The 25,452-nt window shown below is 64.7% G+C and carries 23 protein-coding genes; 12 read left to right on the top strand and 11 right to left on the bottom strand.

Annotated elements, in window-relative coordinates:
* Positions 1-10: 10 nt before the first annotated feature.
* Complete coding sequence (locus VITFI_RS09140; RefSeq protein WP_089416688.1) at positions 11-1,087, bottom strand: hydrogenase small subunit; 1,077 nt, start codon at positions 1,085-1,087, stop codon at positions 11-13.
* Positions 1,088-1,440: 353 nt separating this feature from the next.
* On the bottom strand, positions 1,441-1,974 hold the full coding sequence (gene ppa / locus VITFI_RS09135; RefSeq protein WP_089416687.1) for an inorganic diphosphatase: 534 nt from the start codon (positions 1,972-1,974) through the stop codon (positions 1,441-1,443).
* 185 nt (positions 1,975-2,159) lie between these two features.
* Here ppa and dapC point away from each other — a divergent pair, with 185 nt between their 5' ends.
* From dapC to VITFI_RS09100, 7 genes are all read left to right on the top strand, one after another.
* A complete protein-coding gene (gene dapC / locus VITFI_RS09130) occupies positions 2,160-3,362 on the top strand; it encodes a succinyldiaminopimelate transaminase (protein WP_089416686.1) in 1,203 nt (400 codons plus the stop codon).
* Positions 3,359-4,966, top strand: a complete 1,608-nt coding sequence (locus VITFI_RS09125) for a DEAD/DEAH box helicase family protein (RefSeq protein ID WP_089416685.1) — start codon at positions 3,359-3,361, stop codon at positions 4,964-4,966. Before dapC ends, VITFI_RS09125 begins: the two co-directional genes overlap by 4 nt.
* A 136-nt stretch (positions 4,967-5,102) precedes the next feature.
* Positions 5,103-5,933: a 2,3,4,5-tetrahydropyridine-2,6-dicarboxylate N-succinyltransferase gene (dapD, locus tag VITFI_RS09120; RefSeq protein WP_089418064.1), complete on the top strand. Its 831-nt coding sequence runs from the start codon at positions 5,103-5,105 to the stop codon at positions 5,931-5,933.
* Positions 5,930-7,264 (top strand): PilT/PilU family type 4a pilus ATPase, encoded by a 1,335-nt coding sequence (locus VITFI_RS09115; RefSeq protein WP_456300723.1) that lies wholly within the window; start codon positions 5,930-5,932, stop codon positions 7,262-7,264. The genes dapD and VITFI_RS09115 overlap by 4 nt, the downstream gene beginning before the upstream one ends.
* Positions 7,265-7,306: 42 nt before the next feature.
* Positions 7,307-8,452, top strand: coding sequence for a succinyl-diaminopimelate desuccinylase (gene dapE, locus VITFI_RS09110; RefSeq protein WP_089416683.1), 1,146 nt, complete (start codon positions 7,307-7,309; stop codon positions 8,450-8,452).
* Positions 8,453-8,479: 27 nt separating this feature from the next.
* The gene (prmB, locus tag VITFI_RS09105; RefSeq protein ID WP_089416682.1) at positions 8,480-9,388 is read left to right on the top strand and encodes a 50S ribosomal protein L3 N(5)-glutamine methyltransferase; all 909 of its coding nucleotides are present in this window, start codon (positions 8,480-8,482) and stop codon (positions 9,386-9,388) included.
* Positions 9,385-11,418 (top strand): ABC-F family ATP-binding cassette domain-containing protein, encoded by a 2,034-nt coding sequence (locus VITFI_RS09100; RefSeq protein WP_089416681.1) that lies wholly within the window; start codon positions 9,385-9,387, stop codon positions 11,416-11,418. The genes prmB and VITFI_RS09100 overlap by 4 nt, the downstream gene beginning before the upstream one ends.
* Before the next feature lie 12 nt (positions 11,419-11,430).
* On the opposite strand, the gene VITFI_RS09095 is transcribed toward VITFI_RS09100, so the two are convergent.
* Positions 11,431-12,396, bottom strand: coding sequence for an asparaginase (locus VITFI_RS09095; RefSeq protein ID WP_198301388.1), 966 nt, complete (start codon positions 12,394-12,396; stop codon positions 11,431-11,433).
* Between the two features lie 48 nt (positions 12,397-12,444).
* On the opposite strand from VITFI_RS09095, the gene lexA reads away from it, so the two are divergent.
* Positions 12,445-13,122, top strand: coding sequence for a transcriptional repressor LexA (lexA, locus tag VITFI_RS09090; protein ID WP_089416679.1), 678 nt, complete (start codon positions 12,445-12,447; stop codon positions 13,120-13,122).
* Here the strand turns inward: lexA and VITFI_RS09085 are convergent.
* On the bottom strand, positions 13,115-14,419 hold the full coding sequence (locus tag VITFI_RS09085) for an MFS transporter (RefSeq protein WP_232476541.1): 1,305 nt from the start codon (positions 14,417-14,419) through the stop codon (positions 13,115-13,117). The genes lexA and VITFI_RS09085 overlap by 8 nt on opposite strands.
* A gap of 167 nt (positions 14,420-14,586) precedes the next feature.
* On the opposite strand from VITFI_RS09085, the gene trxA reads away from it, so the two are divergent.
* The 4 genes from trxA to VITFI_RS09065 all read left to right on the top strand — a co-directional run bounded on the left by trxA (position 14,587) and on the right by VITFI_RS09065 (position 18,655).
* Positions 14,587-14,916: a thioredoxin TrxA gene (gene trxA / locus VITFI_RS09080; protein ID WP_089416678.1), complete on the top strand. Its 330-nt coding sequence runs from the start codon at positions 14,587-14,589 to the stop codon at positions 14,914-14,916.
* 298 nt (positions 14,917-15,214) lie between these two features.
* Positions 15,215-16,477 carry a transcription termination factor Rho gene (gene rho, locus VITFI_RS09075; protein WP_089416677.1) on the top strand — a complete coding sequence of 421 codons (1,263 nt, stop codon included), beginning with the start codon at positions 15,215-15,217 and terminating at the stop codon, positions 16,475-16,477.
* 130 nt (positions 16,478-16,607) lie between these two features.
* Positions 16,608-16,868 carry a type B 50S ribosomal protein L31 gene (locus VITFI_RS09070; RefSeq protein ID WP_089416676.1) on the top strand — a complete coding sequence of 87 codons (261 nt, stop codon included), beginning with the start codon at positions 16,608-16,610 and terminating at the stop codon, positions 16,866-16,868.
* Between the two features lie 80 nt (positions 16,869-16,948).
* Entirely contained in the window at positions 16,949-18,655 is a 1,707-nt protein-coding gene (locus VITFI_RS09065; RefSeq protein ID WP_198301387.1) for a hypothetical protein, read from the top strand.
* Here the strand turns inward: VITFI_RS09065 and phoR are convergent.
* The 7 genes from phoR to pstS all read right to left on the bottom strand — a co-directional run bounded on the left by phoR (position 18,634) and on the right by pstS (position 25,356).
* On the bottom strand, positions 18,634-20,016 hold the full coding sequence (gene phoR / locus VITFI_RS09060) for a phosphate regulon sensor histidine kinase PhoR (protein ID WP_198301386.1): 1,383 nt from the start codon (positions 20,014-20,016) through the stop codon (positions 18,634-18,636). The genes VITFI_RS09065 and phoR overlap by 22 nt on opposite strands.
* A 29-nt stretch (positions 20,017-20,045) precedes the next feature.
* Positions 20,046-20,750 carry a phosphate regulon transcriptional regulator PhoB gene (gene phoB, locus VITFI_RS09055; RefSeq protein WP_089416675.1) on the bottom strand — a complete coding sequence of 235 codons (705 nt, stop codon included), beginning with the start codon at positions 20,748-20,750 and terminating at the stop codon, positions 20,046-20,048.
* A gap of 12 nt (positions 20,751-20,762) precedes the next feature.
* Complete coding sequence (gene phoU / locus VITFI_RS09050) at positions 20,763-21,476, bottom strand: phosphate signaling complex protein PhoU (protein WP_089416674.1); 714 nt, start codon at positions 21,474-21,476, stop codon at positions 20,763-20,765.
* Between the two features lie 31 nt (positions 21,477-21,507).
* Positions 21,508-22,293, bottom strand: a complete 786-nt coding sequence (gene pstB, locus VITFI_RS09045) for a phosphate ABC transporter ATP-binding protein PstB (protein WP_089416673.1) — start codon at positions 22,291-22,293, stop codon at positions 21,508-21,510.
* 23 nt (positions 22,294-22,316) lie between these two features.
* Positions 22,317-23,183 carry a phosphate ABC transporter permease PstA gene (pstA, locus tag VITFI_RS09040; RefSeq protein WP_089416672.1) on the bottom strand — a complete coding sequence of 289 codons (867 nt, stop codon included), beginning with the start codon at positions 23,181-23,183 and terminating at the stop codon, positions 22,317-22,319.
* Positions 23,180-24,157, bottom strand: a complete 978-nt coding sequence (gene pstC, locus VITFI_RS09035; RefSeq protein WP_089416671.1) for a phosphate ABC transporter permease PstC — start codon at positions 24,155-24,157, stop codon at positions 23,180-23,182. The genes pstA and pstC overlap by 4 nt, the downstream gene beginning before the upstream one ends.
* Positions 24,158-24,318: 161 nt before the next feature.
* Positions 24,319-25,356 carry a phosphate ABC transporter substrate-binding protein PstS gene (gene pstS, locus VITFI_RS09030; protein WP_089416670.1) on the bottom strand — a complete coding sequence of 346 codons (1,038 nt, stop codon included), beginning with the start codon at positions 25,354-25,356 and terminating at the stop codon, positions 24,319-24,321.
* Positions 25,357-25,452: the final 96 nt, after the last annotated feature.

Here is a 25,452-nt window from a genome sequence, read left to right as displayed (position 1 = left end):
TGTTGCTTCCTTAGTTTGAATCGGAGGTTTCCGGCTTGACGCTGGCGCGTTTGATGGCCGAGAGCGCCGCGTGCGCCGCCACGCCCGCGCCCACCACGGCGGCAGCGGTGCCGCCGATCTGGTCGGCGTTGCTTTCGATGCCGAACTGGTGGATGGAGGTCAGGCGGTCGTAGAACGAACCCTTGTCCCAGAAGCCGTCTTCCGAGCAGCCGATGCAGCCGTGGCCGGCCTTCACCGGCCAGCTCGTGCCCTCGTTCCACATCACGGTGGAGCAGGCGTTGTAGGTCGTCGGGCCTTTGCAGCCGACTTTGTAGAGGCAGTAACCCTTCTTCGCGAACTCGTCGTCGAAGGCTTCCACGAACTGGCCGGCGTCAAAGTGCGGGCGGCGGTAGCACTTGTCGTGGATGCGCTGGCTGTAAAACATCTTGGGCCGGCCTTGGCGATCCAGCTCCGGGATCTTGTCGAAGGTCAGCATGTAGGTGATCACGCCGGTCATCACTTCCGCAATCGGCGGGCAGCCCGGCACCTTGATGATGGGCTTGTCGGTGATGACCTTGTGAATCGGCGTGGCGGCGGTCGGGTTGGGCTTGGCGGCTTGCACGCAGCCCCACGAGGCGCAGGAACCCCAGGCGATCACCGCTTTGCAGTCCTTGGCCACGCGCTTCAATTTTTCGATGAAGGGCTTGCCGGACTGGATGCAGAACATCCCATCCTCATTCAGCGGCGGGTTGCCTTCCACTGCCAGGATGTAGTTGCCTTTGTACTTGGTGATGATCTCGTCGAGGATCGCTTCGGCTTGGTGGCCGGCGGCGGCCATGAGCGTGTCGTCATAGTCCAGCGAGATCATGGACAGCACGACATCCTTGGCCAACGGGTGCGCCGAACGGATGAAACTTTCCGAGCAGCAGGTGCATTCCAGGCCATGCAGCCACAGCACCGGCGTACGCGGTTTGGTCTCCATCGCATGCGCAATCTGCGGTACGAAACTCGGCGCCAGCCCCAGCGAAGTCGCCGTGAGTGAGCAGTACTTCATAAAGCTGCGGCGGGAAATGCCCTGGCGGCGCATCACCTCGTAAAAGGTTTCCATGTTCTTGATCTCCAGCGGTCTCGTGACGGGGCTTGCGCCACGCGGCGCGGATCGTCCTGTTACAAGCCGCGTGCCCGATTCAAACCCACAAGGGAAAACCCCAATCACCGCGACAAGTGCTTGTCACCACTGGTGAAATTGGCCTTGGCCCAAGGCAAGGGTGACCCGCTGATCACGGGGCGATCACTGAAAATGGAAAGTAACTTTTCACAGCCTCGCCCAATTGGACAAAAAAAAGCCACCCGAAGGTGGCTGAGAAAAGCTGGCCAGCACCGCCCCCAGCGAACCGGGGGAGCCTGGCAAGGGCTTGCTGATGCGTATATTAAAGACGTTCGCGGCCCTTTGCCGGGGTTTTATTCGCTCTTGGCGGCGCGCTCGATACCGGCGACCACTTCGGCCTTGGCGGCTTCGATGCCGTCCCAGCCGGTGACCTTGACCCACTTGCCGGGTTCCAGATCCTTGTAGTGCTCGAAGAAGTGCTGGATTTGCTTGCGCAGCAGCTCAGGCACGTCGTCCAGGGTCTTGATGTGGGCGTACATCGGCAGGATCTTTTCGGTCGGCACGGCGAGCAGCTTGCCGTCGCCACCGGCTTCGTCGTCCATCTTCAGGATGCCCAGGGGGCGGCACGGCACCACCACGCCCGGTTGCAGGGTGAAGGGCGTCATGACCAGCACGTCCACCGGGTCACCGTCTTCGGCGATGGTTTGGGGCACGTAGCCGTAATTCACGGGGTAGTGCATGGCCGTGCCCATGAAACGATCCACGAAGATGGCGCCGGTTTCCTTGTCCACCTCGTACTTGATCGGATCGGCGTTGGCCGGGATCTCGATGATGACGTTGAACTGATCCGGGGCCTTGGAGCCGGGCTTGACGTTGTTGAGGCTCATGGTTGTCTCAGGGTGTCTGGATGAAAGTGGTTGAAAGCGTCCGGCCAGAAGCTGGCCGAAAACCGCTTGGCATTCTAAGGACGGCGCTTGCCATGCCCTGACGGGTTCCAACGGCAAACCCATCATCTGTGGCGAGTTCACTCATCGCCCCAACCTGCCGGCACAGGCCCTCCGATAATCCCCCCATGAATCCCCGCCTTGCCACCCTCCACCCCTACCCTTTTGAGCGCCTGCGCGAACTGACACGCGGCATCACTCCCAACCCGGCGCTGCGCCCCATCAGTTTGGGCATCGGCGAACCCAAACACCCGGCCCCGGCTTTGGTTGAAGAAGCGCTGTGCGGCGCCTTGCACGGCCTGTCCAGCTACCCGCCGACTTTGGGTGAACCCACGCTGCGCCAGTCCATCGCCGCCTGGGTGCAACGGCGCTACGACGTGACCCTCGACCCGGCCACCCAAGTGCTGCCCGTCAACGGCTCGCGTGAGGCGCTGTTCTCGCTGGCGCAAACCGTGCTCGACCCGTCCGAGCGCGACGCCATCGTCGTCTGTCCGAATCCGTTCTATCAAATCTATGAAGGCGCGGCGCTGTTGGGTGGTGCCCAGCCCGTGTTTGCCAACTCGGATCCGGCACGCAACTTCGCCTGCGATTGGCGCCAGATCGACGACGCCACCTGGGCGCGCACCCGTTTGGTGTATGCCTGCTCGCCTGGCAACCCGACCGGCGCCGTCATGCCGCTGGACGAATGGAAGCTGCTGTTCGAATTGAGCGACCGCTACGGCTTCGTCATCGCCAGCGACGAGTGCTATTCAGAAATCTACTTCCGCGACGAACCGCCTCTGGGCGCCCTGCAAGCCGCGCAAGCCTTGGGCCGCAGCTTCAAGAACATCGTCATGCTGTCGAGCCTGTCCAAGCGCAGCAACGTGCCGGGGATGCGCTCGGGTTTCGTCGCTGGGGATGCTGCCATCCTCAAGCAGTTTTTGCTTTATCGCACCTACCACGGCAGCGCCATGAGCAAAACCGTGCAGTTGGCCAGCATCGCCGCTTGGAACGATGAAACCCATGTGATCGAGAACCGCGCCCAGTACCGCGCCAAGTTTGCCGCCGTCACGCCCCTGCTGGCCGAGGTGCTGGATGTGAAGCTGCCCGACGCTGGCTTCTACCTCTGGGCCGGCGTGCCCGGCGGCGATGACATCGCCTTCAGCCTGGGGTTGCTGGCTCAACACAATGTTGCCGTCTTGCCGGGGAGCTTGCTGGCGCGACCGGCGCACGGCATCAACCCTGGCGCTGGGCGCATCCGCATGGCGCTGGTGGCCGAGGTGGACGAGTGCGTCGAGGCCGCCCAGCGCATCGTGGCTTACACCCGCAGCCTGACTTCGTTGTCGGCATGAAACACTTCAACAACGCCGGCCCCAGCGTCCCCACGCTGCATTTCATGATCGATCCGCTGGTGCGGATTGACGTGGAAAGCATCGAGTCCCTCGTCGAGCAGCAGCGTTATTTCGTGCTGCACGCCCCGCGCCAAACCGGCAAGACCACGTGTTTGCTGGCCTTGATGCATCACTTCAATGCGCAGGGGCGTTACCGGGCGTTGTACGTCAACATTGAGGCCGCGCAGGCGGCACGCTCCGACGTGGCGCGGGGCATGGCCGCCATCGTGCGCGCTCTGGCCAGCGCCGCCAGCGTTTACTGGAACGACGAGGTGGCCGCCGAACAAGCCCGGCAAGTGCTCTCCACCCCCGGCACCGATGACTGGCTGCGCAGCGTGCTCGAACAATGGGCCCGCCACGATCCGCGCCCCATCGTGCTGTTTCTCGACGAAGTGGACGCCCTTGTCGGCGACACCCTCATTTCGCTGCTGCGCCAAATCCGCGCCGGGTACGCGCAACGCCCCGGCGCTTTCCCGCAATCCATCGTGCTGTGCGGCGTGCGCGATGTGCGGGACTATCGGATTCACACCGCGCATCAAGAAATCATCACCGGCGGCAGCGCCTTCAACATCAAGGCCGAATCGCTGCGTTTAGGCAACTTCAGCCACGAAGAAACCCTCGCGCTGTGGCAGCAACACGAAGCGGAAACCGGCCAAGCCATCGACCCGGCGATCTGGCCCGAACTTTGGGCGGACACCGAAGGCCAGCCCTGGCTCGTTAACGCCCTGGGCTACGAATGCACGTGGCGCGACAAACCGGCGCGGGATCGCAGCACGCCCATCACGCTGGAGCGCTACAAAGCGGCACGCGAACGCCTCATCTACAGCCGCACCACGCATTTGGATGCCCTGTCGGACAAACTCAACGAACCCCGCGTGGCACGCATCGTGGCCGAAGTGCTGGCCAGCCAAGACGGCGCGGGGCTGGAGGAGCGTTTCCCCATCGACGATGTGCAATACGCCGAAGACCTCGGGCTGATTCACGCCCGACCCCAGGTTCGCATCGCCAACCGCATTTACCGCGAAGTCATCCCGCGTGAGTTGACGTGGACGACGCAGATTCGCATCACCCACGACCAAGCCTGGTACCTCACCCCCGAGCGCCGGCTCGATGTGCCCAAGCTGCTTACCGCCTTTCAGCAGTTTTTCCGCGAACACTCGGATGCCTGGATGGACGGCTTCAGCTTCAAAGAAGCTGGCCCGCAATTGCTGTTGCAGGCGTTCCTGCAACGCATCGTCAACGGCGGTGGGCGCATTGGGCGCGAGTACGGGCTGGGGCGCAAACGCACCGATCTCTACATCGAATGGCCGATCAGCGAAGAACAGGGCTTTTTGGGCGAGGTGCAGCGCATCGTGCTGGAACTCAAACTCTGGAAAAAGGGCAGCTTAGATGCCGTGCTGGCCGAGGGCCAACCGCAAACCGTCGGTTATGCCCGCCAGTGCGGCGCCGAGGAAGCACACCTCATCGTCTTTGACCGCCGCGCCAAACCTGCCCCGTGGGACAAACGCATCTGGCAACGCCGCAGCACGCACGACGGCTGGGCGCTGGGCCTGTGGGGCGCGTGAACGCCACGGAGTGCGCCCACTTCATACAATGTGAACCCGTTGCCGGGCAGCCCGTTCCTGGCGTGAACCGCACATGGCCGCCACCTTTGCGTGGCGGCTGGTTTTTTTGCTTCTGACCGACTCTTTTGCACCCACCATGAGCCAACAACTGCAAGCCCTCATCGACGCCGCCTGGGAACAGCGCACCACCCTGAACGCCGGCACCCACGGCGAAGTGCGCGACGCGGTGAACAGCGTCATCGAGCAACTGAACAACGGCACGCTGCGCGTGGCCAGCCGCGACGGCGTGGGCCAGTGGACGGTGCATCAGTGGATCAAGAAGGCCGTGCTGCTGTCCTTCCGCCTGAACGACAACCGCGTGCAACGCGCCGGCGAAATCAACTTCTTCGACAAGGTGGACACCAAGTTCGCCGGCATGAGCGATGAGGCCATCGCCGCCACCGGCGTGCGTGTGGTGCCGCCGGCCGTGGCGCGCAAGGGCAGCTTCATCGCCAAGGGTGCGGTGCTGATGCCGTCGTACGTCAACATCGGCGCTTATGTCGATGAAGGCACGATGGTGGACACCTGGGCCACCGTCGGTTCGTGCGCACAGATCGGCAAGAACGTGCATTTGTCGGGCGGCGTGGGCATCGGCGGCGTGCTGGAACCGCTGCAAGCCAACCCGACCATCATCGAAGACAACTGCTTCATCGGTGCGCGCTCGGAAGTGGTCGAAGGCGTCATCGTCGAAGAAAACTCGGTGCTGGGCATGGGCGTCTACATCGGCCAAAGCACGCCGATTTTTGACCGCGCCACCGGCGAAATCACCTATGGCCGCGTGCCGTCCGGCTCGGTGGTGGTGAGTGGCAACCTGCCCAAGACCGCTGCCAACGGCGCGCCGTACAGCATGTACGCCGCCATCATCGTCAAGCGCGTGGACGCCCAAACCCGCAGCAAGACCAGCATCAACGAGCTGCTGCGCGACTGACCTCACCCCGCCTGAACGACCGAGAAGGAGACGTCCCCACCATGAGCAACATGCAGCGCGTGCTGACCCTGATGGCCGAGCGCGGCGCGTCGGACATGTTCATGTCCGCCGGTGCGCCGGTGTTGCTGAAGATCAGCGGCCAAATGGTGCCCGTCTCCGACCAGCTCCTGCCCCCGGCGATGACGCGGGCCATGATCGCCGAGGTCATGCCCCCGGCCAGCATGGAAGAACTCGACCGCGATGGTGAACTCAACACCAGCGTGGTGATTCCCAACGTCGGCAGTTTTCGCTTCTCGGCGTTCCGGCAACGCAATTCGATTGCGGCGGTGGTGCGCTGCATCCCGGCGCGCATTCCGTCCTTGGAGTCGCTCAAGGTGCCGAGCATTTTGGGCAGCTTGATTTTGGAAAAACGCGGCTTGTTGCTCATGGTCGGCGCCACGGGCACTGGCAAAAGCACCACGCTGGCGGCCATGATCGAGTGGCGCAACCAGAGCATGGGCGGCCACATCCTGACGATCGAAGATCCGATCGAGTTCCTGTACACCAACAAGCGCTCCATCGTGAACCAGCGCGAGGTGGGCAAGGACACGGCGTCGCTCTACATCGGCCTGAAAAACGCCATGCGCCAGGCGCCGGACGTGATCCTGATCGGTGAAATCCGCGACCGGGAAACCATGGCAGCGGCCATTTCTTACTCGCTCTCGGGCCACCTGGTGCTGGCCACCATGCACGCCAACAACAGTTACCACGCGTTGGGGCGGGTGCTGTCGTTTTACCCGCCGGAGTCGCGGCCCTCGCTGCTGTCTGATCTGTCGTCGGCGTTGAAATCGGTGATCTCGCAGCGGTTGCTCAAAGCCGTGGGCGGAGGCCGAGCGGCGGCGGTGGAAGTGCTGATCAACACGCCGATGGTGGCCGAGCTGATCGAAAAAGGCGATTTTCTGGGCGTGCGCGATGCGATGTCGCGTTCGCTGTCTGAAGGCTCGCAAACCTACGAGCAGGATTTGGCCCGGTTGATCAAAGAAGGCCGCATCACCCGTGAAGAAGCACTGATTTACGCCGATTCGCCCACCAACCTGATGTGGCGCCTGGAAAACGAAACCCCAGTCCCCACCAACAAAGCCAACGCCAAAAAGGCCGCCGAAGCGGACGCCGACAGCCAACCCACCTTCACCGAAATCACCCTGGACGTGCTGCCCCCCGCGCCTCCACCCGCGCCCAGCATCGCCGCGACGCCCGCTGCTGCGCCAGCGCCCATTCGGCCCAGCACCCTGGCCGCTGCGGCAGCCGCCCGCGCTCCCCTTCCCCCGCCCTCGCCCGCACGCCCGCGTTGATCGCGTCCGCGTCGCGGCTTCGACTGTTTCCCGGCCTGCCCCATGTCCGACACCCTTCGCCTGGTCGAGGCGCTGATCGCCCGACCTTCCGTCACGCCGTCCGACCACGGCTGCCAGACCTTGATCGCCGAGCGCCTGGGCGCGCTGGGTTTTGTGTGTGAGTCCCTGCCCTTCGGCCCGGACAGCTTCCGCGTGGACAACCTGTGGGCCGTCCACACCGGCACGCGCCCGGGCCCCACGCTGGTCTTTGCCGGCCACACCGACGTGGTGCCCACCGGCCCGCTGGCCCAATGGCGCAGCCCGCCCTTCACGCCGAGTTACCGCGACGGCAAGCTCTATGGCCGTGGCGCTGCTGACATGAAAACCTCGGTCGCTGCCATGGTGGTGGCGGCGGAAGAATTCGTACGTGCCCAGCCGGCGCACGCCGGGCGCATCGCCTTTTTGCTCACCAGCGACGAGGAAGGCCCGTCGGTGGACGGCACGGTCAAAGTGGTGGAAGCGCTGCGCGCACGCGGCGAGCCGCTGGATTGCTGCATCGTCGGCGAGCCCACCAGCGTGTCCCGCTTGGGCGACATGGTGAAGAACGGCCGGCGCGGTTCGCTCTCAGGCAAGCTCACCATCACCGGGGTGCAAGGCCATGTGGCCTACCCGCAACTGGCGAAAAACCCCATCCACCTGGCCCTGCCCGCGCTGCAAGAGCTGGCCCGCACCGAATGGGACGCGGGCAACGAGTACTTCCCGCCGACGACCTGGCAAATGTCCAACCTGCACGCCGGCACCGGGGCGACGAACGTCATCCCCGGCGAGCTGGTGGTGGATTTCAACTTCCGCTTTTCCACCGCCTCCACGCCCGAAGGCTTGAAGCAGCGCGTGGCGCGCACGCTGGATCGCCACCAACTGCAATGGCGCATCGATTGGACGCTGGGCGGCGAGCCCTTCCTCACGCCCGTCGGTTCGCTGGTGAACGCGCTGCGTGGCGCCATCCAAGCGGAAACCGGGGTGAAGACCGAGCTGTCCACCACCGGCGGCACTTCGGACGGGCGTTTCATCGCCAAGGTGTGCGAGCAAGTGGTGGAGTTTGGGCCGGTGAACGCCAGCATCCACAAAATCGACGAGCATGTCGAAGTGGCGAGCATCGAGCCGCTGAAAAACATCTACCGCCGCACGCTGGAAACCCTGCTGGCCTGACCCGGCGCACTTAGAAAGGCTCAGCCGATGAGCACTGTGATTCAACTGATCGAATCCGCCAGCGCCCGCCTCGCCCAGGCGGGCGTTTCGTTTGGGCATGGCACCACGAACGCGTTTGACGAGGCCGCTTGGCTGGTGCTGTGGGCGCTGGGCCAGCCGCTGGATGCGTTGGACGAGGTGGCCGACCTTCCCGTCGCCGAAGCGGATGCCACCCGCGCCGAAGCCCTCATCACCCAGCGCATCGAAACGCGCCGCCCGGCGGCCTACCTCACCGGCGAAGCCTGGTTGCAGGGCGTGCCGTTCACGGTGGACGAGCGGGTCATCGTGCCGCGTTCGCTCATCGCCGAATGTTTGGCCGAGGCCACCATCGACCCGTGGTTGAGCGACGCCACCACCCGCGTGCTGGATTTGTGTACCGGCAACGGCAGCCTGGCCGTACTGGCGGCGATGGCTTGGCCCGACGTGCGCGTCACGGGGGCCGACCTCAGCGCCGACGCGCTGGCCGTGGCCCGCCTCAACGTCGAGCGCCACGGTTTGGGCGAGCGCATCACGCTGGCCCAGGGCGACGGGCTGGCCGCCGTGGCCGGGCAGCGCTTCGACCTCATCCTCTGCAATCCGCCGTATGTGAACGCGGCGTCGATGGCGGCGCTGCCGCCGGAGTACCGCGCCGAACCGAACATGGCGCTCTCAGGCAATCTGGCGGGTGGCAGCGATGGCATGGATTTCATCCGCCCCCTGCTGCACACCGCTGCCGACTTCTTGAATGATGGCGCGGTGTTGGTGCTGGAGATCGGCCACGAGCGGGCGCACTTTGAAGCCGCTTTCCCCGGCCTGTTGGTGAGCTGGCTGCCCACCAGCGCCGGCGACGATCAGGTGCTGCTCATCGAACGCGACGCCCTCACCCTGGCCTTTGGCGAACCGGAGAACGCCGCATGATCACGCTGCGCAACCTCACCCTGCGTCGGGGTGTGAAAGTGGTGCTGGACAGCGCCAGTGTCACCCTCAACCCCGGCGAAAAAGTCGGCCTTGTGGGGCGCAATGGCGCGGGCAAATCCAGCCTGTTTGCGCTGTTGGCCGGGCGCCTGGGCGCCGATGTGGGGGACTTTGACATCCCGCCGAAATGGCGCCTGGGTGAAGTGGCCCAGCACATGCCCGAGGTCGATACCCCCGCCACCGACTTTGTGCTGGAAGGCGACACCCGCTTGATGGAAGCCCAAGCCGAACTCGCCCAAGCGGAAGCAGCAGACGATGGCGAAGCGATGGCGCATGCCCACGTTTCGCTGGAAGAAGCCGGCGCGTTTGACGCCCGCGCCCGGGCGCAAACGCTGTTGCTGGGGCTGGGATTCCGCGTCGATCAACTCGACGCGCCGGTGAACAGTTTTTCCGGCGGCTGGCGCATGCGCCTGCAACTGGCCCGCGCCTTGATGTGCCCGGCCGATTTGATGCTGCTGGACGAACCCACCAACCACTTGGACTTGGACGCGCTGGTCTGGCTCGAAGGCTGGCTGCAACGCTACGCCGGCACGCTGCTCATCATCAGCCACGACCGGGAGTTTTTGGACGCCATCACCTCGGTGACGCTGCATCTGGACGAGGCCAAACTCACGCGCTACGGCGGCAACTACACGCGCTTTGAAGAGATGCGCGCCGAGCGCCTGGAGCAGCAAGCCGCCGCCTTCGCCAAGCAGCAGGATCGCATGGCGCACCTGCAACGCTTCATTGACCGCTTCAAGGCCCAGGCCACCAAAGCCAAGCAGGCGCAAAGCCGGGTCAAGGCGCTGGCCCGCATGGAGAAGCTGGCGCCCGTGCTCACCGCCAGCGATTTTTCCTTCGAGTTCCGCGAACCCTTGAGCCTGCCGAACCCGATGCTGGCGATGCGCGATGTGGTCTGCGGCTACGTCGGCGCCAACGAGGATGGCTCGGACAAACCCATCGTCCACAACATCAACCGCACGGTGTTGGCGGGGCAGCGCATCGGCATTTTGGGTGCGAACGGTCAGGGCAAATCCACGGTGGTGAAGACGATTGCGCGGGCACACCCTGCCCTCGCCGGCACGCTCACCGAAGGCAAGGGGCTGGCGATTGGCTACTTCGCCCAGCAGGAAATGGACTTGCTGCACCGCGAGGACACGCCTTTGCAGCACATGGTGCGCCTGGCGCGCCAAGTGGCGGCGCACCTGGGCAGCGAAGGCCGGGAGCAGGAGCTGCGCGATTTCCTTGGCCAATTCCGCTTTGTGGGCGACATGGTGAACCAGAGCATCGGCACGCTGTCGGGCGGTGAGAAGGCGCGGCTGGTGCTGGCCAGCCTGGTGTGGCAACGCCCGAACCTGCTGCTGCTGGACGAACCGACGAACCACCTCGACTTGACGACCCGCGAAGCACTCTCCATGGCGCTGAACGAGTTCGACGGCACGGTGATGCTGGTGAGCCACGACCGGGCGCTGCTGCGCGAGGTCTGCGACGAGTTCTGGCTGGTGGCCGATGGCGCCGTCAAACCCTTCGACGGCGATCTGGACGACTACCAAAAATGGCTGCTGGAGCGCAGCCGCGAGGCGCAGCGCGCACTCTCCGGCAAGGGCAGCAGCGCCAGCAACGCGGCCAGTTCCGCCGCTGCGGCGCCCGCTTCGACCGGTGCCACCAGCCAAGCCGCCGCCGCCCCAGCCGCCAAGCCGGCCAGCGGCAGTGGCCGCGAAGATCGCAAAGCCGCCGCCCAGGCGCGCCAAGCGCTGGCTGCCAAGACGCGCCCGCTGCGCAACGAGATTCAGCAGATCGACACGCGCATGGCCAAACTCAACACCGAGCGCACGCGCATCGAAACCGACATCGTGGACGGCAAAGTCGCCGGGCCGGACATGGCCGAGGCCGGACGCACGCTGAACCACATCGGTGCCGAGCTGGAAACGCTGGAAGAACGCTGGCTGGAACTGCACGAGCAGATCGAAGCCATCGAAGCAGCGGGCGTCTGAGTCGGCGCAGCGTTACGGCGCCCGGTGCGCTTCGGCCAGGTGTTGCAACAGCAACTCCACCCGCGCCTTGGCCGGCCCCAGCGCACCGGCTGAAGGCAGCGCCCCCGCTGGATCGCCCACCACGCTGCCGCCTTGGCAGCGGCTGGCACGCAGCACGCGCACCCCGCGTTGCTGCACCTCACGCGCCACGGCTTCCAGCGCCGCATGCACGGTGCCGTTGCCGGTGCCTTCCAACACCAAGCCGCACAGTCCCAGCGACGCCAACGCCTGCACCTGCGCCCGCACCACCGCTTCACTCAAGCCCGCGTGGCTGGGCAGGATGGCGACCAACGGCCAAGCAGCTTCATCGGGTGGCAACACGTCCAGCCCCAGCGCGTCGGCTTGCGGCCAGGGGCGCAGCGGCACCACGCGGCCTTCTTCCACCCGCGCCACCGGGCCTTCATCGCCTGAACTGAAGGCATCGATGCGGTAGGGGTGCAGCTTGCGCACGCTCTGTGCGCTGTGAACCTCACCCGCCAACAGCGCCAGCACACCTTGTGCGCCGGGGGTGGCGGCCAGCGTCACCGCGTCCAGCAGGTTTTGTGGGCCATCGGCTTGCAAGGCGCTGGCCGGGCGCATGGCCGCCGTCAGCACCACCGGCTTGATGGGCGCCAGCACGCGGTGCAACAGCCAGGCGGTTTCTTCCAGCGTGTCCGTGCCGTGGGTGATGACGAGGCCGGCCACCTCGGGCCGCGCCAAGTGGGCCGCCACGCGCTCGGCCAAGCGGCGCCAGATGGCGTGGCTCATGTCCTTGCTGTCGAGCTGGGCCACTTGTTCGGCTTCCAACGGCCAGCCCGCCAAAGCCGGAATGGCGGCCACCAACTGTGCCACGCCCAGCTCGCCGGCGCGGTAACCGACGTTGTCCGTGCGCGCCGCCGATTGCCCGGCGATGGTGCCGCCGGTGCCCAAAATCACGATGCGTTGCAAAGGGTTTGGCATTTCAAAAACCTTGGATGAAAATACAGCCACTGGATGGAACCTCAGCCCATGAACGAACGCCCCAAACTCACCGCCCGCCAGCAGCAGATCCTCGATCTGGTGCAAAGCACCATTGAGCGCACGGGCGCTCCCCCGACCCGTGCGGAAATCGCCACCGAGCTGGGATTCAAATCGCCCAACTCGGCGGAAGAGCACTTGCAGGCCCTGGCCCGCAAAGGCGTGATCGAACTGCTGGGTGGCACCGCACGCGGCATTCGGCTCCAAAACCGCACCTTACAGGCCCTGAACGAAGCCCGTGGGCGCCAGACGGTGTTACCGCTGCCGGGCGTGGCCTCGCTCACCCTGCCGCTGGTGGGGCGCGTGGCGGCGGGGCATCCGATCTTGGCGCAAGAAAACATCGATCAACATTACGTGCTGGAAGCGAACCTGTTCGCCCGCAAACCCGACTATCTGCTCAAAGTGCGCGGCATGAGCATGCGCGACGTGGGCATCGTCGATGGGGATTTGCTGGCCGTGCAACGCGCCAGCGACGCCCGCAACGGCCAAATCGTGGTGGCTCGATTGGGTGAGGAAGTGACGGTGAAGCGCTTTCACCGCACCCGCACGGGCGTGGATTTGCTGCCCGAAAACACCGACTTTCAGCCGATCCACGTCCCCAACGGCGCCGAGGATTTTTTCATCGAAGGCATTGCCGTCGGGCTGGTGCGGCAGAACATGCTCATTTGAGCGCTGCCGGGGCGCCTGGGTGCAGCGCATCGCGCTGCGCCAAAGCCGGGAACAGTTTGAGCCACGCGGCCACCACCACCAAGGTGCCGACCCCACCCAGCATCACCGACCCGACCGGCCCCAGCCACGCCGCCGTCGCGCCCGACTCAAACTCGCCCAACTGGTTGCTCGCGCCGATGAACACCGAGTTCACCGCCGCCACCCGGCCACGCATGGCGTCCGGCGTTTCCAACTGCACCAGCGATTGGCGGATAACGACGCTGACCATGTCCGCCGCTCCGGTGACGAATAGCGCCGCAAACGCCCACCAAAATTCCCGCGCCAAACCGAACCCCAGCGTGGCCACACCATAGACCGCCACGGAGCCCAGCAGCAACGGCCCCGTGCGCCGCTCGATGGGCCGATGGGACAACCACAACCCCAGCAGCACCGCCCCCACCGCTGGCGCAGCGCGCAGCAGGCCCAGACCTTCGGGGCCGGTGTGCAAGATGTCCCGCGCAAAAATCGGCAGCAGCGCTGTGGCGCCGCCCAGCAGCACAGCGAACAAGTCCAGCGCCACCGCCCCCAGCAACACCGGGCGCCCCAGGATGAAGTGCAAGCCCGCCGTCAAACCGGCCCAGCCTTCACGCGGCGCCGTCACTGGCGCAGGGCGATGGCGGATGAGCAGCGTCGCCCCCACCGCCAGCGCCAGCAAACCCAGGCTGCTGCCGTACACCAGCGCAGCCCCCATGTGCGGCGCTGCGGCAGGCGATGCGCCCCATTGGGTGGCCGTCCAAGGCCCCAAAGCGTACAGCGCACCGCCCAAAGCCGGGCCCATGATGATGGCCGCCTGCATCAGTGAGCTGCTCACGGCCACAGCACGCGGCAACAGCGATGCCGGCACCAAGGACGGCAACAACGCCTGCATCGATGGCATTTGCACCGCCCGGGCGCAGCCCAGCAGCATCGACAGCCCCAAAATCCAACCATCACTGACCCACCCGCCCGCGCTGGCCAGCACCAGCCCCCCGGCAACCAGGGCTTGCAGCAGCAGACTCAAGGCCAGCGTCCAGCGCCGGTCGCTGCGATCCACCCATTGCCCGGCAGGCAAGGTCAGCAGCAAGGCCGGCACGAACTGCGCCAGGCCCACCAGGCCCAAATCCCAGGCGCTTTGCGTCAGGTCGTACATCTGCCAGCCCAGGGCCACCATCAGCATTTGGTTGGCGGCGGTGCCCGTGAAACGGGCCATCATCAGGCGCACATAGTCGTGCTGCCCAAACAGGCGCTCGGGGGCGCCTGAAGAAGAAACGTCATGCATTGCACCAAGCTTAACGGCTGACACAAACCTTGCGCTGCCGCCTGGACATCCCCACAAACCAACAGCCAAGCGATGCCCCAGCCTTTATGTCAGAATCGTTCGACCCTGTTTAAGCCGCGATGCGTGCATCCCCCGGCCGCCGTGGTCAGCCCTTAGGAACCCTTCCCATGAGCACCGAACTGATCAAGCACATTTCTGACGCCTCGTTCGAGGCCCAGGTTCTGCACTCCGACAAGCCCGTGCTGGTCGATTACTGGGCCGAGTGGTGCGGCCCCTGCAAGATGATCGCCCCTCTGCTGGACGAAATCGCCCACGGCTACGCTGGCCGCATGAATGTGGCCAAGATGAACGTCGATCACAACCGCGAAATTCCGGCCAAGTTCGGCATCCGTGGCATCCCGACGCTGATGCTGTTCAAAGACGGCAAACTGGCAGCCACCAAGGTCGGCGCTTTGAGCAAAGCCCAACTGACGGCCTTCATCGACGCGAATCTCTGATCGTCCGTCCGATCTCTCCTCTATAATCGTCCGCTTGACGCACGCGGCGCGGTTTTCCTCACAGAGCCCGCCGCTGCTGCCAGACCAGGCTTTCGGCCGACACGCCCGCGCACGCCACACGCTGCGCCCGGCGCGTGAAGTTCCCGGCCAACCGTTCCCACGTCACTGATTTCGTACCGCGCACTGTTTCGGACACTGCTGGGCCATGCGCCGCACCGTGTTTCCGAAAGGGTTGCGATTTTTCGGGCCTTGTGCGCCGTCGGCCAGGCGCGGCCCGTCACCCCAGGGGTGTTTCTCCATGCATCTTTCCGAACTGAAGGCGCTTCACGTCTCCGAGCTCATCAAAATGGGCGAAGCGCTGGACATCGACAACGTCGCTCGCATGCGCAAGCAGGAGCTGATGTTTGCGATCATGAAAAAGCGCGCCAAGGCCGGTGAGCAGGTCTTCGGAGACGGCGTGCTGGAAGTCCTGCCGGATGGCTTCGGCTTCCTGCGCTCGATCGACACGAGTTACATGGCGTCCACCGACGACATTTACCTCAGCCCGAGCCAAATCCGCCGCTTCAACCTCCACACCGGCGACCTGATCGAAGGCGAAGTGCGCGTGCCCAAGGACGGCGAGCGTTATTTCGCCCTGGTCAAAGTCGATCGCGTCAACGGCCTGACGCCCGAGGAGAATAAGCACAAGATCATGTTCGAGAACCTGACGCCGCTTTTCCCCAAGGAAGCGTTCAGGCTGGAGCGTGAGATCCGTGCCGAAGAAAACATCACCAGCCGCATCATTGACCTGATCGCGCCGCTGGGCAAGGGCCAGCGCGCCCTGCTGGTGGCCCCGCCCAAGAGCGGCAAAACGGTGATGATGCAGCACCTGGCCCACGCCATCGTGGCCAACCACCCGGACGTGCATCTGATCGTGCTGCTGGTGGACGAGCGCCCCGAAGAAGTGACTGAAATGCAGCGCACCGTGCGCGGCGAGGTCATCAGCTCGACCTTTGACGAGCCGGCGGCCCGCCACGTCCAAGTGGCCGAAATGGTGATCGAACGGGCCAAGCGCCTGGTCGAGCTGCGCAAAGACGTGGTGATCCTGCTGGACTCGATCACCCGCTTGGCCCGCGCCTACAACAACGTGCTGCCCAGCTCCGGCAAGGTGCTGACCGGCGGTGTGGACGCCAACGCCCTGCAACGCCCCAAGCGTTTCTTCGGCGCAGCGCGCAACATCGAAGAAGGCGGCTCGCTCACCATCATCGGCACCGCGCTGGTGGACACCGGCAGCCGCATGGACGAGGTGATCTACGAGGAATTCAAGGGCACCGGCAACTGCGAAATCCACCTGGATCGTCGCATGGCCGAGAAGCGTGTGTACCCGTCGATTTTGCTGAACAAGTCCGGCACGCGGCGTGAGGAAATGCTGCTGCGCCCGGAAATCCTGCAAAAAACCTGGATTTTGCGCAAGCTGCTTTATCCGATGGACGAAATCGAGGCGATGGAGTTCATCCTCAACAAGATGAAGTCCACCAAGAACAATCTGGACTTCTTCGATCTGATGCGCCGAGGCGGATGATCACAGCGCGGTTGCGCGCTGATAGAATCCTCGGTTTTTCCGCTGTCGGAAAGTGCGCTGGCGCTGTGCCCGCGTGGCTCCCGGCTCCCCCAACAGCGACACAGGAAGGCGCGTTGGCGCCCACACCGTCATGAAAAACGGCATCCACCCAAACTACCGCGACGTCTGCTTCGTCGATCTGTCCAACGGCTTCAAGTTCGTGACGCGCTCTTGCGCTCCGACCCGTGAAACCATCACGATGGACGACGGCCGCCAACTGCCGCTGTTCAAGCTGGAAACCACCAGCGAATCGCACCCCTTCTACACCGGCCAGCAAAAGAGCGTGGATACGCTGGGCGGCCGCGTCGAGAAGTTCCGCAACAAGTTTGCGCACCTCACGATCAAGAAGTGAGGTCGGTGGCAAGTCGATCCGACTTGCGCCAGAAGGCAGCCTCGGCTGCCTTTTTTTTCGCCTGTTGAGTTTGTTGGCCCATGGCTTCCGTGAACCTGCCCACCCCCGCACTCGTGCCCCATCGCGCAGCCCAGGCGTTGCCCCGTTGGGCGTTGTGGCTGCTGTGCGCGGCCTATGTCCTGCCCGGCGTGATTGGCCGCGACCCATGGCGCAATGCCGACCTCACCGCCTACGCCTACATGCTGGCCATGGCGGAGGGACGCACGTCGTGGCTGGCGCCGATGCTGGGCGGTCTGCCCACCGATGGCGCGTTGTTACCGCACTGGCTGGGCGCAGTGTTCATCCAAGCACTGGGTTCGTGGATCGACCCAGCGCTGGCCGCCCGCCTGCCTTTTGCGCTGCTGCTGTTGGCCACTTTGGCGGGCGTTTGGTATGCCACGTTCCATCTGGCCCGCACGGAAGCGGCGCAGCCGGTGCGTTTCGCTTTCGGGGGCGAGGCCCATCCGGTGGACTATGCCCGCGCCCTGGCTGATGGCGCCCTGTTGGCCTTGGTCGCCTGCCTGGGCCTGCTGCAATTGGGGCATGAAACCACGCCCGAGCTGGTGCAACTCAGCGAGGTGGCCGCGTTGTTGTGGGCTTTGGCAGCGGCGCCTTTTCGCACCCACATCGCCGGTTGGGTGGCTGGGTTGGCTGTGGTCGCACTGGCGCTCAGCGGGGCCCCCTCGCTGGCCTTGGCGCTGGGCACGGCGGGTGGGCTGGTGTGGGCTTTCTCCAACTATCCACAGGTGCGTCGCCTGAGTCCTTGGCTGCTGCTCGCCTTGGCGGTGGCTGCTGGCCTGGCCACCTGGGCCGATGCCTGGCGCTGGCGCTTGGATGGGCCACGCTCGCTGGCCGGCCTCTGGGCCATGGGCCGGACGCTGGTGTGGTTCACCTGGCCCACTTGGCCATTGGTGCTGTGGACGCTGTGGCGCTGGCGTCACCACTGGCACCATCGGCACATCTCGATTCCATTGAGCATGGTGGCCGTGTGCAGTGGTGCGTTCGTGCTCATGAACGGCTACGACCGCGTGCTGATGCTCGCCCTGCCCGGCCTGGCCGTGCTGGCCGCATTTGCCCTGCCCACGTTGCAGCGCAGCGCCGGAGCAGCGATCGACTGGTTTTCGGTGTTCTTTTTCAGCCTGGCAGCGCTGGCGGTATGGGTGATCTACGCCTCCATGCAAGGCGGTGTGCCAGCTCAGCCGCTGGCCAACATTCTGCGGCTGGCGCCGGGGTTTGAGGTGCGCTTCCAAGCCGTGGAGCTGCTGTTCGCTGCGCTGGGCACGCTGGCTTGGCTGGCCTTGGTGCGCTGGCGCACCGCCCGCCACCGCCATCCGCTCTGGAAAACCCTGGTGCTGCCCGCCAGCGGCGTGACGCTGAGCTGGCTGCTCACCATGACGCTGCTGCTGCCCGTGCTGGACTACGCCCGCAGCCCCCGTCCGCTGATCACCGCCCTGGCGCGCCATGTGCCGCGTGGCAGTTGTGTGGTGCTGCAAGGCGGATCGCGCCCCAGCATCGCGGCATTGGAGGCCCTGGGCGGGTACCGCGTGCAGCCGCTGGGCCGCCACGGCATCCGCCGCAGTGACGTACTGGCGGGCAGCCCAGGCTGCAACCACTGGTTGATCGAGTCGCGCACCAACGCCGCCGAGCCCAGCGGCGCCCCCGAAGGCTGGGTGCTGCTGGCCCGGGTGCGTCGGCCAACGGATCGACACACCCAAACCTGGGTGTATCAGCGACCGTCGGCTTCCTGATCGGCTTCAAGGGGGGCGGGTGTTGGCGCACTCACCGGCACGACACAACGGCAACGCAAGGCCGGCAGCAGCAGTGAGAAACACGCCCCCTGCCCCACCTCGCTGCGAATCTGCAACTCGCCTCCGTGGCGCTGCACCACGTGCTTGACGATGGACAGCCCCAACCCGGTGCCCCCCGTCTCGCGTGAACGACTGCCATCGACGCGGTAAAACCGCTCGGTCAGGCGATGGATGTGTTCCGGGGCGATGCCGGGGCCACTGTCCCGCACCTCAATGGCCACACCGCCTTCGCTGCGAAGCTCACAGCGTACGGTGATGAGCCCGCCTTGCCCGGGGGTGTAACGCACCGCGTTGTTCACCAAGTTGGCCACGGCGCTTTGCAACTCGCTTTCACTGCCGGCCAGGCGGATGCCATGGCCCCAATCAAAGCTGAAACGATGCCGCCCTGCCGACAGGCCCCGCGCCTCGGCTTCGATGGCTTGCCCGATTTTGTCCAGGCTGACCCACTGATCCAGCGGCGGACGCGGGCTGCCCTCCAAGCGCGCCAGCGCCAGCAGATCACCCACCAAGGCTTGCATGCGCCTGGACTGCTGATCCATCAACACCAGCACACGTTTGCGTTCGGCTTCGGTCAGCGGCAGTGTCGCCATGGTTTCGATGAAACCGGCCAGCACCGTCAACGGCGTGCGGATTTCATGCGACACGTTGGCGACAAAATCTCGCCGCATCGCCTCGTTGCGTTCGCGCTCGGTGATGTCCTGCGTCAACAGCAGGCGCTGGCCTTCACCGAAACGCCGCAACGTCACCAGCACCGTGCCCTGGCCACGCGGACGCGGCAGGGACACGACTGGATCGGCATCGTCCGGCGCCTCATGCAGGGCCTTGACGAAGGCCGGCACGCGCACGAGGTTGGTGATGCGCTGACGCAAGTCACGCTGTGCATCCAGCCCCAGGTGATCGGCTGCGACCACGCTGCACCACTCGATTTGCTCGTGCTCATCCAGCAGCAGCACGCCGTTGGGTGAGGCTTCAATGGCTTGCAAGAAATGGCTGAGGCGCGCTTGCTCGCGCCGGGTGTCGGCCTCGCGCTGGCGCAGCAGCCGCTCGACCCGCACCCCCACGTGGCCCCACAGCCCAGACTCCAATGGCGTATGCGCGTCCGGCGTCAGGTTGAGCCAGCGATCCAGGCGCACGCCGCGCCACGAATCCCGTGCCACCCACACCCCCGAGGCCAGCACGCACCCTACCAGGCCGCCTTGCCAGTCCCAGGCCCACATGTGTCCCAGTGCCGCACCCGCTGCCGTGAGGCCCGCGATCCACGCCACCGCCGCCAGGATGCGCGGCACGATCCACCACATCATCCCCTCCCTTGGCGTTGTCGGTTGCGGACTCAAGTGGCCGAAGCTGCCACCGGCAGCTCGGTCAAACGGTAGCCGGCGCCGCGCACGGTTTCGATCATGGCGGAGCACCCAGCCGGGTTCAGGGCTTCACGCAAGCGCTTGACGTGAACGTCCACCGTGCGCTCCTCAATGAACACATGGTCGCCCCACACCCGGTCGAGCAACTGCGACCGGCTGTGAACGCGCTCCGGGTGCGTCATGAAAAAGTGCAGCAGCCGAAACTCCGTCGGGCCGACTTTGACTTCGGCCCCGTGGCGCGTCACCCGCCGCGTGGACGGATCGAGGCGCAAACCGGAGATTTCCACCGCCGAGTCCAACGCTTCGGGCATGCGCCGCCGCAGCACGGCGCGGATGCGCGCCAGTAGTTCCTGGGTGGAGAACGGCTTGGTCAGGTAGTCATCCGCCCCGGCGTCCAGGCCGCTGACCTTGTCGGCCTCATCGGCACGCGCCGTCAGCATGATGATGGGCAGCTCGCGGGTGCGCGACTGCGCCCGCCACTGCCGCGCCAGCGACACCCCCGACTGCCCCGGCAGCATCCAATCCAGCAGCACCAAATCGGGCAGTACCGCATCGACGGCGGCTGTGGCCTGTTCGGCGTTCTCCGCCAGCGTCACCTCAAAACCTGCGTGGCGCAGGTTGATGGCAATCAGTTCGGCAATCGCCGACTCGTCTTCGACCACCAGCACCGTGGACATGCTCACCACTCCTTATCCACGCCGCAGCGCCACGGATTCGACCGCATCGACGCTGTTGTGGCGCACATCCGTGCCCTTGACAATGTAAATCACCTGTTCGGCCAGGTTCTTGGCGTGGTCACCCACACGTTCGATCGCCTTGGCGACGAACACCAAGTCAATCGACGCCGAAATGGTGCGCGGGTCTTCCATCATGTAGGTGATGAGCTTGCGCAGCATGCCGTCGAATTCTTGGTCGATGAGGTTGTCTTGTTTGATGACTTCCAGGGCTTGCACGGTGTCCAGGCGCGCAAAGCTGTCCAACGCCTTGCGCAGCGAGGCGGTGGCCAGGTCGGCCTCGTAAGACACGTCCGACACCGGCAGCTTCAGGCGGCTGAACACCCCCGTGTTGATGAGGTTTTGCACCGTGCGAGCGATGCGGGCGGCTTCATCGCCGACGCGCTCCAGGTTGCCGATGGTTTTGGAGATGGCGATCAGCAAACGCAGGTCGCGGGCGGTGGGCTGGCGCCGGGCGATGATGGCCGACAGATCCGCGTCGATTTCAACTTCGAGCGCGTTGACCTTGGATTCCGCCGACAGCACTTGCGCCGCCGTTTCTGCACTGAAATGGGTGAGTGCGTAGATGGCTTGGGCGACTTGCGCTTCGACCATGCCGCCCATCTCCAGCACGCGGGTGGAGACGCCGCTCAGCTCAGCGTCGAACTGGGTGGAAAGGTGTTTGTCCATGAAATGATGCCTCCTCGGCGCAGGGCAGCGATCAGCCGAAACGGCCGGTGATGTAGTCCTCGGTTTCCTTCTTGGTCGGCTTCATGAACACATCGCGTGTCGGGCCGAATTCGACCAGATCGCCCAGGTACATGTAGGCCGTGTAGTCGGACACGCGGGCGGCTTGTTGCATGTTGTGTGTGACGATGAGCACGGTGTAATCCGACTTCAGCTCGTCCACCAGCTCTTCGACTTTGCCGGTGGAGATCGGGTCCAGTGCCGAGCAGGGTTCGTCCAGCAGCAGCACTTCCGGCTTGATGGCGATGCCGCGTGCGATGCACAAGCGTTGCTGCTGGCCACCGGACAGGCCCGAGCCACTTTGGTGCAGCTTGTCCTTCACCTCGTTCCAGAGGGCGGCCTTTTTCAGCGCCCATTCGACGCGCTCATCCATCTCGACCCGCGACAGGTTTTCGAACAGCTTCACGCCGAAGGCGATGTTGTCGTAGATCGACATCGGGAACGGCGTCGGCTTCTGGAACACCATGCCGACTTTGGCACGCACCAAGGACACGTCCATGCGCCTGTCCAGCACGTTTTCGCCATCGACCAAAATTTGGCCTTCGGCGCGCTGCTCCGGGTACAGCTCGAACATGCGGTTGAAGGTGCGCAACAGGGTGGACTTGCCGCAACCCGACGGGCCGATGAAGGCCGTGACCTTCTTTTCGGGAATGTCCAGGTTGATGCGCTTGAGGGCGTGGAAGCTGCCGTAGTAGAAGTTCAGATCCTTAACGGAAATCTTGGCTTTTTCGCTCACGGGGGAAGTCACTTTGGTGTCCATGACGGGGCCTTTGAAGCTGGGGGTCAGTGCTTGTTGCGGAACAACACGCGCGCCAGGATGTTGAGCGCCAACACGCCCACGGTGATGATGAACACGCCCGCCCAGGCGAGCTGCTGCCAGTTCTCGTAGGGGCTCATGGCGAATTTGAAGATGGTGACCGGCAAGCTGGCCACCGGGCCGTCCAAGTTGGACGTCCAGAACTGGTTCGACAACGCAGTGAACAGCAGCGGCGCGGTTTCACCCGAAATGCGCGCCACGGCCAACAGCACGCCCGTCACCACCCCGGCACGGGCCGACTTCAAGGTGATGCTGAGGATCACCTTCCACTTCGGCGTGCCCAGAGCGTAGGCCGCTTCGCGCAGGGCGTGGGGCACCAGCGCCAGCATGTCCGCTGTGGTGCGAATCACCACCGGGATGACGATCAGCGCCAGGGCACACACGCCGGCCCAGCCCGAGAAGGTCTTGAAGCGCGCCACCACCACGGTGTAGATGAACAGGCCGATGACGATGGACGGGGCGGACAGCAAGATGTCGTTGATGAACTGCACCGCTTTGCCCAGCAGGCTGCGCTGGCCGTACTCGGCCACGTAGATGCCAGCCAAAATGCCGATGGGCGTACCCACCAGCGTGGCCAGCCCGACCATCAAGGCCGATCCATACAGGGCATTGGCCAAACCGCCGGTTTCGGCTTGGGGTGGCGGGGTCATTTCGGTGAACACGGCCCAAGTCAAGCCGTCGATCCCCAAACGCACGGTTTCAAACAGAATCCACAGCAGCCAGAACACACCGAAAGCCATCGCCGCCAGAGACAGGCTCAAAGCCACGGCGTTGATGCGCTTGCGGCGCTGGTGCAGCGCCAGGCGCTGCGCATCGAGGGTCATGAAGCTCATGAACGGGCTCCTTCGTTCTTCTTCAGGCGGGCCAGCAACAGCTTGGAGCAGGTCAACACCACGAAGGTGATGAAGAACAGCACCAGGCCCAGGTAGATCAGCGACGCTTGGTGCAAGCCTTCGCCAGCTTCGGCAAACTCGTTGGCCAGCGCGGAGGTGATGCTGTTGGCCGCTTCAAACAGCGACAGCGAATCGAGCTGGTTCATGTTGCCGATGACGAACGTGACAGCCATCGTTTCACCCAAGGCGCGGCCCAGGCCCAACATGACACCGCCGATCACGCCGGCCTTGGTGTACGGCAGCACGACGTTCCACACCACTTCCCAGGTCGTGGAACCCAGACCGTAGGCGGATTCTTTGAGCATCGGCGGGGTGATGGTGAACACATCACGCATCACCGAAGCGATGAACGGGATGATCATGATCGCCAGGATGATGCCAGCCGACAGCAGCCCGATGCCCACCGGCGGGCCAGAGAACAACGCCCCCAGCACCGGCACGCCCTTGAACAAGGCTTGCAGGGGCTGTTGCACATAGGTGCCCAGCAGCGGGCCGAACACCAGCAAGCCCCACATGCCATACACGATGGAAGGCACCGCCGCCAGCAGCTCCACCGCCACGCCCAGCGGACGGCGCAACCAGTTGGGCGACAACTCGGTCAAAAACAGCGCGATGCCAAAACTCACCGGCACGGCGATCACCAGGGCAATGATCGAGGTCATCAGCGTGCCGTAGATCATCACCAGGCCGCCGAACTTCTCACCCGCAGGGTCCCATTCGGCGCGCCAGAGGAAGGACAGGCCGTAAGCCTCAATCGCCGGAGCGGCCCCCATGACCAGGGACACCAAAATACCCAGCAGCAGCGCCAGGGTCAGCCACGCGGCGGCGTGGGCTGCGAAGGCAAACAGCGAATCGGCCCACGGCGCCCGCGCACGGCGCGGATCCGGGCTACCAGTCGGAGAACTTCTTTGCATGAGGCCAGGCTCTGGCAGAGATCGAGCAGGAAGAGATGCGGACACGTCAAGCCCCCAGGGCAGCAAGGTGATGAAACCGACGCCAACGGCCGCGCAGGCACCCAGGCCCGCACGGCTCGCTGAAGGGAGGGTCAAAAACGATCGACAGCGATCGACAACGATCAGCGGTAGGCGATGGCCTTGCCCGCTGGATCCTTGATGTCACCCCAGAGTTTGCGCACCAGCGTTTTCACAGAGTCAGGCATGGGCACGAACTCCAGTTCGGCCGCCGTCTTGTCGCCATTGACGTACGACCACTCGAAAAACTTGAGCGCCGCTGCTGCGTTCTCCGGCTTCACCTGCGACTTGTGCATCAGGATGAAGGTGGCGCCAGTGAGCGGCCAAGCGTCTTTGCCGGGCTGGTCGGTCAGCACTTGGTAGAAGCTCTTGGCCCAGTCTGCACCAGCGGCGGCGGCCTTGAACGTCGCGTCATCCGGGCCAACGAAGGCACCATCGCGGTTCTTCATCAGCACATGGGTCATCTTGTTTTGCTTGGCGTAGGCGTATTCGACGTAACCAATCGAATTCGGCAGGCGCATGACGTAGGACGACACGCCTTCGTTGCCCTTGCCACCCGCACCGGTCGGCCAGTTGACAGCCGTGCCTTCGCCAACCTTGGCCTTCCACTCGGCGTTCACCTTGGACAGGTAGTTGGTGAACAGGAAGCTGGTGCCCGAACCGTCAGCACGGCGCACGACTTGGATGTCGGCATCCGGCAAAGCGACACCCGGGTTCAGGGCGACCAGGGCCGGGTCGTTCCACTTGGTGATCTTGCCCAAGTAGATGTCCCCCAGCACTTGGCCGGACAGCTTGAGCTGGCCCGGCTGAAGGCCCTTGACGTTGACCACCGGCACCACGCCGCCGATCACCATCGGGAATTGCACCATGCCATCGGTGGCCAGATCGGTGTCCTTGAGCGGCGAATCGGAAGCGCCAAAATCGACCGTCTTGGCCTTGATTTGCTTGATACCAGCGCCCGAACCCACCGATTGGTAGTTGATGCGGACGCCAGTGGCCTTGTTGAAGGCGTCGGCCCACTTGGCGTAGATCGGTGCCGGGAAGGAGGCGCCAGCGCCGGTCACTTCCTGGGCGCTGGCCGACAGCGCCACGGCAAAGGTCGATGCAGCGATAACAGCGCGGAACAAGGCAGAGAACTTCATGCGTCTTTCCTCAGTGAAAGGGGATGGGAGCCCGACCCAGGGTCTCCCCGTATGCCTTGCACTGTAGAAAGCGCCTGTGACAGCGATGTGACACCC

The organism is Vitreoscilla filiformis (assembly GCF_002222655.1).
GTDB lineage: Bacteria > Pseudomonadota > Gammaproteobacteria > Burkholderiales > Burkholderiaceae_C > Ideonella > Ideonella filiformis.
Note: the sequence above shows the minus strand (reverse complement) of the source record. Positions and strands in the feature narration are given on the sequence as shown.

What these genes read in the sequence shown, in the direction of transcription:
- VITFI_RS09140 (WP_089416688.1), bottom strand. Translation starts at nt 1,087, where the DNA reads ATGGAAACCTTTTACGAGGTGATGCGCCGCCAGGGCATTTCCCGCCGC.
- ppa (WP_089416687.1), bottom strand. Translation starts at nt 1,974, where the DNA reads ATGAGCCTCAACAACGTCAAGCCCGGCTCCAAGGCCCCGGATCAGTTC.
- dapC (WP_089416686.1), top strand. Translation starts at nt 2,160, where the DNA reads ATGAATCCCCGCCTTGCCACCCTCCACCCCTACCCTTTTGAGCGCCTG.
- VITFI_RS09125 (WP_089416685.1), top strand. Translation starts at nt 3,359, where the DNA reads ATGAAACACTTCAACAACGCCGGCCCCAGCGTCCCCACGCTGCATTTC.
- dapD (WP_089418064.1), top strand. Translation starts at nt 5,103, where the DNA reads ATGAGCCAACAACTGCAAGCCCTCATCGACGCCGCCTGGGAACAGCGC.
- dapE (WP_089416683.1), top strand. Translation starts at nt 7,307, where the DNA reads ATGTCCGACACCCTTCGCCTGGTCGAGGCGCTGATCGCCCGACCTTCC.
- prmB (WP_089416682.1), top strand. Translation starts at nt 8,480, where the DNA reads ATGAGCACTGTGATTCAACTGATCGAATCCGCCAGCGCCCGCCTCGCC.
- VITFI_RS09100 (WP_089416681.1), top strand. Translation starts at nt 9,385, where the DNA reads ATGATCACGCTGCGCAACCTCACCCTGCGTCGGGGTGTGAAAGTGGTG.
- VITFI_RS09095 (WP_198301388.1), bottom strand. Translation starts at nt 12,396, where the DNA reads ATGCCAAACCCTTTGCAACGCATCGTGATTTTGGGCACCGGCGGCACC.
- lexA (WP_089416679.1), top strand. Translation starts at nt 12,445, where the DNA reads ATGAACGAACGCCCCAAACTCACCGCCCGCCAGCAGCAGATCCTCGAT.
- VITFI_RS09085 (WP_232476541.1), bottom strand. Translation starts at nt 14,419, where the DNA reads ATGCATGACGTTTCTTCTTCAGGCGCCCCCGAGCGCCTGTTTGGGCAG.
- trxA (WP_089416678.1), top strand. Translation starts at nt 14,587, where the DNA reads ATGAGCACCGAACTGATCAAGCACATTTCTGACGCCTCGTTCGAGGCC.
- rho (WP_089416677.1), top strand. Translation starts at nt 15,215, where the DNA reads ATGCATCTTTCCGAACTGAAGGCGCTTCACGTCTCCGAGCTCATCAAA.
- VITFI_RS09070 (WP_089416676.1), top strand. Translation starts at nt 16,608, where the DNA reads ATGAAAAACGGCATCCACCCAAACTACCGCGACGTCTGCTTCGTCGAT.
- VITFI_RS09065 (WP_198301387.1), top strand. Translation starts at nt 16,949, where the DNA reads ATGGCTTCCGTGAACCTGCCCACCCCCGCACTCGTGCCCCATCGCGCA.
- phoR (WP_198301386.1), bottom strand. Translation starts at nt 20,016, where the DNA reads ATGATGTGGTGGATCGTGCCGCGCATCCTGGCGGCGGTGGCGTGGATC.
- phoB (WP_089416675.1), bottom strand. Translation starts at nt 20,750, where the DNA reads ATGTCCACGGTGCTGGTGGTCGAAGACGAGTCGGCGATTGCCGAACTG.
- phoU (WP_089416674.1), bottom strand. Translation starts at nt 21,476, where the DNA reads ATGGACAAACACCTTTCCACCCAGTTCGACGCTGAGCTGAGCGGCGTC.
- pstB (WP_089416673.1), bottom strand. Translation starts at nt 22,293, where the DNA reads ATGGACACCAAAGTGACTTCCCCCGTGAGCGAAAAAGCCAAGATTTCC.
- pstA (WP_089416672.1), bottom strand. Translation starts at nt 23,183, where the DNA reads ATGAGCTTCATGACCCTCGATGCGCAGCGCCTGGCGCTGCACCAGCGC.
- pstC (WP_089416671.1), bottom strand. Translation starts at nt 24,157, where the DNA reads ATGCAAAGAAGTTCTCCGACTGGTAGCCCGGATCCGCGCCGTGCGCGG.
- pstS (WP_089416670.1), bottom strand. Translation starts at nt 25,356, where the DNA reads ATGAAGTTCTCTGCCTTGTTCCGCGCTGTTATCGCTGCATCGACCTTT.